The organism is Porphyromonas uenonis 60-3 (genome assembly GCF_000174775.1).
GTDB classification, from domain to species: Bacteria; Bacteroidota; Bacteroidia; order Bacteroidales; family Porphyromonadaceae; genus Porphyromonas; species Porphyromonas uenonis_A.
Window position 1 is genome coordinate 15,630 of sequence record NZ_ACLR01000116.1, and the last position, 12,812, is coordinate 28,441.

Annotated in this window: 8 protein-coding genes; all 8 read left to right on the forward strand. The window is 53.6% G+C overall.

The window, feature by feature from the left end:
- Positions 1-131: 131 nt before the first annotated feature.
- The 8 genes from PORUE0001_RS03120 to PORUE0001_RS03160 all read left to right on the forward strand — a co-directional run bounded on the left by PORUE0001_RS03120 (position 132) and on the right by PORUE0001_RS03160 (position 12,316).
- Positions 132-743: a TetR/AcrR family transcriptional regulator gene (locus tag PORUE0001_RS03120; protein ID WP_007365022.1), complete on the forward strand. Its 612-nt coding sequence runs from the start codon at positions 132-134 to the stop codon at positions 741-743.
- The gene (locus PORUE0001_RS03125; protein WP_007365012.1) at positions 730-2,112 is read left to right on the forward strand and encodes a TolC family protein; all 1,383 of its coding nucleotides are present in this window, start codon (positions 730-732) and stop codon (positions 2,110-2,112) included. The genes PORUE0001_RS03120 and PORUE0001_RS03125 overlap by 14 nt, the downstream gene beginning before the upstream one ends.
- Positions 2,113-2,145: 33 nt before the next feature.
- Positions 2,146-3,207 (forward strand): efflux RND transporter periplasmic adaptor subunit, encoded by a 1,062-nt coding sequence (locus PORUE0001_RS03130; protein WP_007365014.1) that lies wholly within the window; start codon positions 2,146-2,148, stop codon positions 3,205-3,207.
- A 16-nt stretch (positions 3,208-3,223) separates the two neighbouring features.
- Positions 3,224-6,331, forward strand: a complete 3,108-nt coding sequence (locus PORUE0001_RS03135) for an efflux RND transporter permease subunit (protein ID WP_007365003.1) — start codon at positions 3,224-3,226, stop codon at positions 6,329-6,331.
- An 826-nt stretch (positions 6,332-7,157) separates the two neighbouring features.
- Positions 7,158-8,585 (forward strand): chromosomal replication initiator protein DnaA, encoded by a 1,428-nt coding sequence (gene dnaA, locus PORUE0001_RS03145; RefSeq protein ID WP_007365013.1) that lies wholly within the window; start codon positions 7,158-7,160, stop codon positions 8,583-8,585.
- A gap of 20 nt (positions 8,586-8,605) precedes the next feature.
- Positions 8,606-9,211 carry an acyltransferase gene (locus PORUE0001_RS03150; protein ID WP_007365023.1) on the forward strand — a complete coding sequence of 202 codons (606 nt, stop codon included), beginning with the start codon at positions 8,606-8,608 and terminating at the stop codon, positions 9,209-9,211.
- A 13-nt stretch (positions 9,212-9,224) separates the two neighbouring features.
- Positions 9,225-9,608: a thioesterase family protein gene (locus tag PORUE0001_RS03155; RefSeq protein WP_232501408.1), complete on the forward strand. Its 384-nt coding sequence runs from the start codon at positions 9,225-9,227 to the stop codon at positions 9,606-9,608.
- Positions 9,609-9,652: 44 nt separating this feature from the next.
- Positions 9,653-12,316, forward strand: a complete 2,664-nt coding sequence (locus PORUE0001_RS03160) for a valine--tRNA ligase (protein ID WP_007365026.1) — start codon at positions 9,653-9,655, stop codon at positions 12,314-12,316.
- Positions 12,317-12,812 lie beyond the last annotated feature (496 nt).

The window sequence follows — 12,812 nt, forward strand, 5'->3', positions numbered from 1 at the left end:
TACCACCTCATCAAAAACGCCCAAGAAAACTACACGAATTACACTTTTGTATTGGAAAAAGTGTACCTTTGTACCAAATATAAGACAGAACAGTTTTAATCATAGACGCTATCGTTTTAAATATAGACCGTATGAATACAAATAGTCGCAAGGATAAGTATGTAGCCAAGGCGATCAGCATACTCAAGCAAGAGGGTTTCAGACTGTCGCTCGATGAGATGGCTAACAAGATGGGGATCACCAAGAAAACCCTCTACAACAACTTTAGCTCCAAGGATGAACTCCTCAAGGAGTGCGTGCACGCTATCTCGGGAGACTTCCAGAGTGTACTGTCGATGCTCGAGGAGGATGCGAGTAACCCCATAGAGAGCCTGACAAAGTGCTTCGCACAGCTGGATGAGCTCTTTGTCACGCTCAATCCGGTCTTCTTCTCCGACCTGATGCGGAGCAACCCAGACCAGGCGACGCTTGAGCACCTCATGGGGTCTAGATACTTCGAAAAGACGATGACGACCAATCTACAGCGTGGCGTGCAGCGGGGCCTTTACAGATCAGACCTGGATATTCCTTTCGTCTGCGAGTATATCTCTTATTCGATATTTGGCTTTTACATTCAGGCCGTGATTCGCAATCAGCCACTACCCACGGGTAGCTACTTTGCCTCCATACTACAGTACCATCTACGAGCTATCGTATCAGCAGAAGGAAATCACTTTATACAATACAACCATGATAAAATCTAATCGTCGCACCTGGCTACTCCTCCTCAGCCTGCTCCTGCTCGCAACTCCAGGCTATGCTCAGGAGAGCTACTCGCTACAGCAGTGCCTCAACTATGCGGTGCAGCACAACGGCAATGTCAAGAAGTCTACCTACGATCAGGAAAAAGCGAAGCAAGCTCGCAAAGAGGTCATCGGCGCTTTGATGCCTCAGATCAGCGGGTCGGCAGCGCTAAATGACAACCTGAAGAAGGCTAAATTCATCATGCCAAACTTCATGAACAACATGCTCCCCGACAAGATGCGAGACCCTAACGCTTCGCAATACATGACCATCGAGATGGGGACGCAGTACAGCGCCAATGCTGGCGTTGCCGTCAATCAGCAGATCCTCAACATGTCGCTCTTCAACACGCTCGACATTGCCAAGGTATCCGAGCGTATGGCGACACTAGCAGCCACCTCCACCGAAGAGGATGTGATCGCCCAGACGGCTACACTATATTATGGAGCTCAGGTCACGCAGTATGCAGCCGAGCAGATGGGACATAGTGTAGAGCTGGTGGAGAAGATGCTCCGCACGATGGAGGCTAGCTACTCCAGTGGCTTGATCAAGAAGGTGGACGTGGATCGTCTCAAGGTCAACCTGACCAATCTCAAGACACAGCATGCAGCCATCGAGAGTGGACTGGAGGTACAGAAGAACCTCCTCAAGCTACAGATGGGACTAGAGGTTACAGAGCCGATTGTGATAGCTCCGCTAGACCTAGACCTGCTAGCTCAGCAGGAGATCGCCGAGAGTGGCGCAGCGACCTTTGACCCGATACAGCACGTCGCCTACCAGCAGCTTCAGGAGCGGGAGAAGATGGCCCGCCTACAGGAGCGCGCTAAGAAGTATGACTACATACCGACCCTCTCTATCGCTCTCAATGCGCAGTACAACTATATGAGCGACAAGCTCTTTGGCGGTGGCAACACGCACTACGGTTACCCGACAGCGATGCTGGGGCTAAGCCTGCGGGTGCCCATCTTTAGCGGTCTATCTCGCCTCTCCAAGGTGCGCGAGAGTCATATGGATCTGCTCAAGACGCAGGAAGATCTGCGCTCCCTCGACCAGTCGCTACGCATGGCTCATCTCAACGCTTCGCTCAAGCTACAAGACACTCAGCGGACGATTGCTTTGCAAAAGGAAAACCAAGCTCTCGCAACGCAGGTCTTTGACCTAGCACAGCAAAACTTCACCCTCGGTGTGGCTTCGCTATCTGATGTGCTCAACGCGAGCCAGTCGCTCGTGCAGGCGCAGATGACCTATGCCAACGCCCTCGGCGACTACATCAAGGCATACATCGATCTCAAGAAGAGCAAAGGCGAGATCAGAGACTTAATGAATTAAAGAACAACTCAATAGCATCACACTTATCTAGTTATGAAACGAAAAGTCTATCTACCGATAACCATCGTACTAGCTATCGGACTCATCGTACTAGTCCTAGTACTGAACAAGAAATCCACCACCGCCAAGACGCAAGACCTACTCGCTGAGGAGGCTACCGTGGCTGTACGCACAGAGGTAGTCAGCGAGAGCAACTATACCGCAGACTTCACCGCCAATGGACTCGTGGAGGGTGTCAAAGATCTATCCTTCGTCTCCAGTCTCGGCGGACGCGTCGTCTCGCTCTATGCCGACGAGGGTGACCATGTCTCCAAGGGCAAGCTACTCATACAGCTCGATGCCGAGACGCTCCGAGCCGATGCCGAGGCGAGTCGTGTAGCTTACGAAGCAGCCAAGAAGGACTACGAGCGCTTTCAGCAGGCGCACAGTCAGGGCGGTGTCACCGACCAACAGCTCTCGACGATGCACACGCAGATGGTCGCTGCTCAGGGACGGTACATATCTAGTCGCAGTCGCCTTACCGATGCCTCTATCAAGGCGCCTATCTCGGGAGAGATCTACAAGCGCTACGTAGAGGTCGGGAGCTATGTCAACCCAGGCACGAAGCTCTTTGACATCGTCGACGACTCACAGCTCAAGGCTAGTTGCTTCGTGACCGAGCGCCAGCGTCTGCAGCTCACCAAGGGACAGGCAGTCTCCGTGGAGAGCGAGCTTTATCCTGGTCAGACGATCACAGGCAAGATATCTATGGTCGGTGACAAGGCTAACCATGCACTCGCCTTCCCCGTCGATGTGACGCTAGACAAGCAGGGAGCCGAGGGTCTGCGCCCTGGGATGTATGTCTCCGTATCCTTTGGCAATCAGCAGGAGACGCACGGTATCTTGATTCCCCGCCGCGCTATCGTCGGGAGTGTCAAGGACGCTCACGTCTATGTCGTAGAGCAGGGCGTAGCTAAGCAGAAGGCGATCACCACTGGCTATCTCATCGGTGACCGCATCGAGGTGCTGAGCGGACTACAAGCTGGCGAAAGCGTCATCGTAGCCGGACTCATCAACGTATCGGACGGACTACCCGTCAAGACCATCAACGAGTGACTTAGCGGACCACAGCATGAAAATCGTAAAGTTATCTATCCAACGCCCCATCTACGTCACAGTACTCTTCATACTGCTGACTGTGCTGGGCTACTTAAGCTTCAAGAGCTTGAGTGCAGAGCTGATGCCGAAGTTTACACCGCCTCTGCTCAACGTACAGATCATCTACCCTGGCGCATCGCCTAGCGAAGTGGAGAACTCGCTAACGCAAAAGGCCGAGGAGGTACTCTCCAGCATGGAGGGTATTGACCAGATGCAGTCTTACTCTTTCGAGGGTATGTCTATGATCATGGTCTCCTTTGACTTTGGTACCGACATTGACAAAGCTATGACCGAGGCGCAAAACCGTCTTGCCGCCAAGCGTGCCGAGCTTCCTCGCGAAGTCTTTGCACCTCGTATATCTAAGGTGTCGGTAGACGAGAAGCCGATCCTGATCCTCTCCGCCAGAGCCGACATCGGCTCCACAGAGCTCTACGACCTTGTGGACAAGCGCATCGTCCCCGAGCTATCGCACATCAAGGGCGTCGCTAATGTAGACCTCGTCGGCGGTGTAGAGCGTGAGATACAGATCAACCTTGACAAGGGGCGCATGCAGGAGTTTGGCATCACACCGATGATGGTGCAGGGTGCCATCAGAGCTTCCAACCTAGACTTCCCGACCGGTTACCTGCAGAGCGACGAAACGCAGATGGCCGTACGTCTTTCTGGCAAAATAACCTCCATCGAGGAGCTGCGCCAGATCATCCTGCGCAATGTCTCTGGCGCACCCATACGTCTAGAGGATGTCGCTGAGGTGGTAGACGGGGTCAAAGACCCTGTCAAGATGGGACGCGTCAATGGTCAGGAGGCGATCCTGCTCAACATACTCAAGCAGTCCGATGCTAATGCACTCCAGGTGAGCGAAGCTGTCGGCAAGCAGATCAAGAAACTCGAAGAGCAGTACGCCCCCGAGGGACTCAAAGTGGAGGTAGCGCAAGACACAACCACCTTCACACGCAATGCTATCAGCTCCGTGCTGACCGACCTCTTCCTAGCTATCCTACTCGTATCGCTCGTGATACTGCTCTTCCTGCACAACGTGCGCAATGCGCTTATCGTGATGGTCGTGGTGCCCGTATCGCTCATCTCCTCCTTCATCGGTATGCGCATCTTCGGCTTCACGCTCAATATGATGTCGCTCCTAGCCCTCTCGCTCGTCATCGGTGTCCTCGTCGATGATGCCATCGTGGTCATTGAGAATGTTTACCGACACATGGAGATGGGCAAGAACCGTGTCCGAGCCACTTGGGATGCGCTCAGCGAAATCGGTCTCACGGTCATCTCAGTGACGCTCGTCCTCGTGGTGGTCTTCCTGCCGATCATCTTTACCAATTCGCTGGTGTCGGACATCTTGCGTCAGTTCTGCGCTGTGATCGTCATCGCCATCCTCTTTAGCCTACTCGCTGCCCTCACCTTGGTTCCTCTGCTCACCTCTAGGCTGGGCAACATACAGCCACTACGTAGCGACCGTCCGCTGGGTCGTATGCTCACGAGCTTCGAGCGTGGCATCAGTCGCTTTGCCGAGGGCATTTCGTCGCTCACACGCTGGGGTCTAAGCCATCGCTGGGCTTTGGCAGGCATCGTCGTCGCGCTGATGGCTGCGGTGCTGGTTCTCTTCCCCTTGGGCTTTATCAATTTTGAGTTCCAGCCCTACATGGACCGCCAAGAGTGTATCATACAGCTCGAGATGCCCAAGGACATCTCTATGGCTGAGTCCAACCAGCTCGTGCGCAAGGCTGAGACGTGGCTCATGCAGCGCCCCGAGGTGGAGAAAGTGGTGACTATGGTCGGACTAACGAGTGACAACAGTCAGAGTAGCAAAGGTACCCCCTACCTCGCCGAGCTAGATGTCAAGCTGCGGAAGACGCCCGAAGGTACCGAAGCCTACGTGGCTCGTATCCGCAAGCCTCTGACCGACTACCTCGTCGATGCGCGTGTCAACGTCTATAGCGTGAGCATGACTGGTACCGTCTCCAAGGCAGCTGTCGAATACATCGTTTCAGGTGCGGACAAGGATTCGGTGGCGCTCTTTGCGGACAAGGCTTTGGCACTCCTTAGCACCATCCCGGGAGTCATACAGCCTACCCTTTCGGTCGAAAACGCTACCCCCGAAATCATCGTTCAGGTGGATCGTGATAAGATGTCCAATCTGGGGCTAACGCTAGACAACGTGGGGGGTATGATGCAGACCAACTTCCAGGGCAATGACCAGCTCCGCTACACGCAAGGGGACTACGAGTATGCGATAAATATACGTGCCGACAAGCTCTCTCGTCGCTCCATTGAAGATGTCGCAGGGCTGACCGTTGCTAATCCTCAGGGCGACCTGATACAGTTGTCGCAGTTTGCCGATGTATCGCTCGGTATAGGTCCTAGTCGCTTAGAGCGCTTCAACCGCAACAGCTCCGTGACCCTGCGTGCACAAGCCTACGGCGTACCTGCAGGAGCCATCGCCAAGCAGTTTATGGGCCAGCTCAGCAAGACTCAGATGCCCCAAGGCGTACAGATACAGACCGCAGGAGATATGAAGAAAATGGCCGACTCGATGAGCGTCCTCACCACCGCTATCCTGCTCTCCCTACTCTTCATCTACCTAGCCCTTGTCCTGCTGTACAACAACTGGACGGACCCGCTCGTCGTCATGGTCGCCATCCCGCTATCTATCGTAGGGGCACTCCTAGCCTTGGCTATGAGCAATACAGCCATGAGCATCTACGCCATGCTCGGCATGGTGATGCTGGTGGGACTGGTCGCCAAGAATGCGATCCTACTGGTGGACTTTGCCAACGAAGCTCGTGGCGAAGGCTTGTCCGTGGACGAAGCGCTCATCCAGGCGGTCAAGCTCCGTACTCGCCCGATCCTTATGACGGCTCTGTCAACCATCATCGGTATGCTCCCTGTAGCGCTCTCACGCGGCTCGGGTGCCGAGCTACGTACTGGTATGGCGTGGGTCATCATAGGCGGTATGGCACTCTCTACGTTGCTGACACTGATTGTCGTTCCAGCCCTCTACAAAGCTTTCCACGCTAGGCAGCGCACCAGTGTCAAGCCAAAGGTAGATATAAAGGCTCTGATGCAGGATTAGCCCGCACGGATTGCTACGCTAGTACAGCCACAAGCGAGCATTACGGCTAATCTATGTAGTAACGCCTATCACGGGCGATCTACTCGCACCGACCAACGTTGTCTTTTGTTACGCCTAGGAGCGACCGCACTCCTGGGCGTGACTTTTTCTGCTCTCCCTGCCAAATCATGCCAAAACCTCAGAAGACCCGTTTTCGAACAGGATGAAAATCCATTTTCATGTGGGAGAAAATCCATTTTCATACGAGAGAAAATCCATTTTCTTGCGGGAGAAAATCTATACCCATCCCTTGGAGCCGTTGATTCATACGGCAGCGCTCGGATTGACATAAGAGGAACTGCACGATTCGTCCCCCAAGGGATTAAAAAGGTCTAAGGTCCTGTAATAGAATTGTTAGAGATTTGTCATCACTTCGGCCCCTAAGTTTGGAGCTGATATAACTTTGCAGTCACATGATGAGACTACCAGACGGCTCCTCTCGTAACTCGTTCGTAACGTCCTAGATAGCTCTTGATCTTGACTGTCCATTACTCTATACCCCCCACGCGATACAATGCGAAACGAACTAATCAACAGCGAATTACGCAAAAGCACTTAACTGTCAATAACTCTATATCCTAACTCTTTGACAACAATACAGATAGGCGGGAGGAGAGGTGCTTTTGTCGTTTTGTCCTGTTGCACGGCATCGCCAAAGTTAGGATCTTTGCAAATGAAAAGTAACTCCTCACAGAGGTACTTCCTCTTGGGTGGTTTACGCTTATCCTGTTGCAAAGGTAACAGTCTCATTTTACATCGACTACTATCATATATCTGACTACTTAATATGACTGACAGAGAAGCTGCCCTGCGGGCGTGGTCTGAGTGTACAGTCCTCCTCCAGGCGATGATCCAGCCGGAAGTCTACAACGCTTGGTTTCCACACATCAAGCCAGTCTCACTCATCGGAGTGGAGATGACGCTTGGTGTGCCTAGTCAGTTCTTTTGCGAGTACATCGAGACACACTTCATCAATGAACTCAAGCAAGTGCTCCAGCGTATCATCGGTCCTAACGTAGTCCTCAAGTACAAAGCGCTTGTAGACAGCGCAGCCTCTCACCGCAAGAACTCGTCCGTGACGCTCCCCACGCAGAGCTACGCCAGCAATGCTTACGGAGCTGCTAGCGCCTATGCGATCAGTGCAAGTGGTGCGGCGCCGGCGCTAAAGAGTGAACCACGTCAGCTACCAGACTTTGACTCGCAGCTCAAGCCTCAGCTCAGCTTTGCCTCTTACTATCAGGGAGAGTCCAATCGCACCGCTAGTTCCATTGCTCGTTCTATTGCCGAGAAGCCTGGACAAGGAGCCCTAAATCCCTGCTTTATCTATGGACCTTCGGGGGTTGGCAAGACGCACCTTTGCCATGCCATCGGACTGCGGATCAGAGAGCTTTACCCTGAGCTAAAGGTACTATACGTCTCCTCTCATATGTTTGAGATGCAGTACGTTGCCGCCACTAGAGCCAATACGACCAACGACTTTATCAACTTCTACCAGCAGGTAGACGTCCTCCTCATTGATGATATACAGGGACTGATCGCCAAGAAGAAGACGCAGCTTACCTTCTTCCAGGTCTTCAACCACCTCTACATGCTGGGCAAGCAGATCGTCCTGACGAGCGATACGGCGCCCGTCAACCTCGCTGGGCTTGAGGAGCGTCTTATCTCACGCATAGCGGGTAGCCTGACGATAGAGGTCGAGCGCCCTGACTACGATCTCCGCAAGGAGTACCTCCGCCACAAGAGCGAGGAGAGCGGGAGCATACTGCCCCGAGAGATGATCGACTACATAGCTCGCACAGTGACGAGTAGCATACGTGGCCTGCAGGGAGTCTTCTTTTCGCTTATCACCCGCGCAGCCGTCGAGGGGTGCGACATCACCTCCTCTTTTGTCAAGAAGATCGTCAGCCAGACGGTCAAGCAGGAGAAAAAAGAGATCACCGTCTCCATGATTGAGAAGACGGTGTGCGAATACTTTCACGTGCCGACAGAGCTGGTGCGCAGTCGCTCGAGAAAGGCTGACGTGGCTCAGGCGAGACAGCTAATTATGTACTTTGCGAAGCGCTACACGGATCAGTCGCTTAGCGCTATCGGCGAACTACTCGGTGGCCGCTCACACGCTACCGTACTACACAGTTGCAAGGTGGTGGAGGATCAAGCGGAGGTCTCCACAGCTTTTCGTTCAGACCTCAACGCTATCGAGTCACTGATCAAGTAATCGTCCTAAGCTCCACCGCTATGCCCCACCCCTCCCATACTACCGAGACTGGCTACGTAGACCCTACAACGATCATCGATGAGGGGGCTCACATTGGCACTGGCACGACCATCTGGCACTTCTGCCACATCATGCACGATGCCTTCATCGGGAAGCAGTGCCATCTAGGACAAAACGTAGTCGTCCAGCCACGTGTTCATCTAGGCGACCGATGCCGCATCCTGAATAATGTCACGCTCTTCACAGGAGTTCATTGCGAAGAGGAAGTTTTCCTAGGACCTTCGTGTGTCTTCACCAACGTGATCAACCCACGTGCGGCAGTCTCACGGAAGCATGAGTTTCGCCCTACATATATAGGTAGAGGCGCCTCTATCGGAGCCAATGCGACCATCCTCTGTGGCGTCAAGATTGGCGCTTACGCTATGATTGGCGCAGGCACGGTCGTGATACGTGACGTGGCTCCCTACGCTCTTGTCGTGGGCAATCCCGCTCGCCAGATTGGCTGGGTGAGCCAGGAGGGGCACAAGCTAGACTTTTCTGAAGGTTCTTCCTGCTACGTAGCAGAAGAGCAGCGCACTTACCATCTAAGCCACGACGGCAACACGATAACTTATGACAACCAATAATCGATATATGAATATGGAAAGCAAACCAACCACTCTAACCAAGCAATACATCATCGAGCCTAAGCACAGTGCCGCAGATATGGGATCGGGCGATATGCCTGTCCTCGCCACACCTGCACTGATCGCTTTTATGGAGAATGCAGCTATGCTCCTCGCTCGCAACTATACCGAGGAGGGCTCGACGACTGTCGGCACGATGATTACGACGGATCACCAGCACGCGACACCCATCGGAGAGACGATCACGGTCACAGCTCAGCTCTCCTCAATAGAGGGGCGCAAACTCACCTTTGCCATTGAGGCAACCGACCAAACTGGCGTCGTGGCTCAGGCTACACATGAGCGTTTTATCGTATCTCGTCAACGATTCCTCGAGCGTTTGGGTATCAAGGAGTGATATTTCAGTACCTTTGTACGCAATATCACGACAAACTATAAGCAATGCAAGACGATTCTATCACTTCTCAGATAACTAGTGTCTACGATCCCGCAGGTGTCGAGACTAAGTGGTACCAGTATTGGCTAGACCACAAGCTCTTTGAGGCACATGTGGATCACAGCAAGAAGCCCTACACGATCATCATGCCTCCGCCCAATGTGACGGGCGTGCTACACATGGGGCACATGCTCAATAATACGATCCAGGATATCCTCATTCGTCGTGCTCGCATAGCGGGTTACAACGCTTGCTGGGTGCCAGGCACCGACCACGCCTCGATTGCTACGGAGGCTAAGGTGGTAGATCAGCTTGCTAAGCAAGGTATTCAGAAGAATCAGCTCACACGAGAGGACTTCCTCAAGCATGCCTGGGAGTGGACCGACAAGTATGGCGGCATCATCCTCAGCCAGTTGCGCAGACTAGGCGTATCGTGCGATTGGAGTCGCACAGCCTTCACACTAGATGAGGAGCGCTCGGAGTCGGTCATCAATGTCTTCTGCAAGCTCTACGAGGAGGGACTCATCTACCGTGGCGTACGCGTGGTCAACTGGGACCCCAAGGCACAGACGGCACTCTCGGACGAGGAGGTTATCTTCAAGGAGCATCAGGGCAAACTCTACTACCTTCGCTACTTTATCGAGGGCACAGAGGATTACATCGTCGTAGCTACGACGCGCCCCGAGACGATCATGGGCGACACGGCCGTCTGTATCAACCCGACAGATCCTCGCTACCATCATCTGCGTGGTAAGCGAGTCATCGTCCCGCTCGTAGGGCGCTCCGTCCCGATCATCGAGGATGAATACGTAGACCTAGAGTTCGGTACGGGCTGTCTGAAGGTCACTCCCGCCCACGATATCAACGACTACCAGCTCGGCATCACGCACCAGCTGGAGACGATCGACATCTTCAACAACGACGGCACGCTCAATGAGCACGGTGGCAAGTACGCTGGCAAAGACCGCTTCGTCGTCCGCAAGGAGATCGTCGCAGACCTCAAAGAGGCTGGCTTGCTTGACCACGAGGAGGACTACAACAACCGCGTCGGCTACAGTGAGCGCACCGATGTAGCTATCGAGCCAAAGCTGTCAATGCAGTGGTTCCTCAAGATGTCCGAGCTAGCCAAGCCCGCTCTACAGGCAGTCCTCGAAGACACCGTGCAGCTCGTGCCCAAGAAGTTTGTCAACACCTATCGCTATTGGCTGGAGAACATCAAGGACTGGTGCATCAGCCGTCAGCTTTGGTGGGGACATCGCATACCAGCCTACTACCTGCCCAACGGTCAGTTCGTCGTAGCCGCTACCGCCGAGGAGGCTTTGGCAAAAGCTAAGCAAGAGACCGGCGACAACAGTCTAACCCTCGAACAGCTCAACCAAGAGTCAGACTGTCTCGACACATGGTTCTCCTCCTGGCTATGGCCTATCAGCCTCTTTGGCAAGATCGATGGCTCCGAGCCTACGGAAGACCTCAAGTACTTCTACCCTACCTCCGTCCTAGTCACAGGGCCAGACATTCTCTTCTTCTGGGTAGCCCGTATGATCATGGCGGGGTACCACTTTATGGGTGATCGCCCCTTTGACAAGGTCTACCTAACTGGTATCGTTCGTGATGACAAAGGACGCAAGATGTCTAAGTCGCTCGGCAACTCGCCCGACCCCATTGACCTCATGGACAAGTACGGTGCCGATGGCGTGCGCCTAGGACTTATGATGGCCACTTCTGCCGGCAATGACCTCCTCTACGACGAGAGCCTTGTGGAGCAGGGACGCAACTTCTGCAATAAGATCTGGAATAGCTACCGCTTCCTCAAGACGCAAAGTGTCTCTGACGAAGTCAAGCCAGACGCAGCTAGCCTGATAGCTATGGAGTGGTTCGAGTCACTACTCGCCTCGACGATGAGCGAGCTAGACGACCTCTTCGACAAGTACCGCATCAGCGATGCCGTCACGCTCCTCTACAAGCTTGTCCGAGACGACTTCTCTGGCCTTTATCTAGAGGCTATCAAGCCCGCCTACGGCACCAGTATGAGCCGTGACGTCTACGAGCGAACGATCCACTACTTCGAGCAAATCTTCATCCTGCTACACCCCTTCATGCCGTTCATCACGGAGGAGCTTTGGCAAGATGTAGCACCTCGCCAGGAAGGCGACTCCATCATGTACGCTCATCTAGACGACACGCTGCAGGCGGACAAGCAGCTACTCGCCGATATGGAGCATGCCGTCGAGCTGATCACCAAAATACGTAGCATACGCAGTGCGCATCAGATAGCGACCAAGCAGTCGCTCGCACTCACCACCAGTGGCGAGCACCCCGAGCGTATGAGCGAGCTAGTCATCAAGCTGGCCAACCTCTCTGCCTTCACCAAGGCGGATGCGCATCAGTCGGAAGAGCATACGGCCGAGCACTTCATCATCGGCACAGTCCCCTACTCTGTCGAGCTAGCTGGCGCCATCGATGTGGAGAAAACCGTGGAGCGTCTGCGTGGCGAGCTAGCGCATCAGGAGAAGTTCCTCGCAGGAGTTCGCAAGAAGCTCTCCAATGAGAAATTTGTCACCAATGCCAAGCCCGAAGTTGTCGCCCTTGAGCGCAAGAAAGAGAGCGACGCCCTGCTACGCATTGACGAAGTACAGCAGCAGCTCAAGCAGCTTGGCGCTACGCTCTAAGCGCCACGCTTGCTAGCCACTCCACTCCGATGGAACTCCCTCTCAGTCACTTCGAAGAGTATATCGACGAATCCAATCAGCTGAGACACTCCTACGGTCGGAGGAAAGCGCTGATGGAAGAGCTGGACAAGATTTAGAATAGAGCGCACAGCACATCGAGAGGGCTCAATCGCAAAAGACGAAGCGATTGAGTCCTCTCGCGTTTTCCTCACGAGGAAATCGGGTATCTCCACGGAGAAGCGAACAAATTCTTCCGAACTTTGATTTCGTTCTTCCGAACTTTCATTTCATTCTTCCGAACTTTCATTTCTCGGCTCCGTGGGAAACGTTCGTTTTCTCGCTAGCTATGTGGCAATTTCTCCGTGAAGATCGGTAACTATAGGCTCCGTGACTTGGTTTCATCGGGAGAAACTGGAGTTTCTTACCGAAGAAACTAGTGTTTCATGCCGAAGAAACTAGTGTTTCATGCCGAAGAAACTAGAGTTTCATGCCTAGG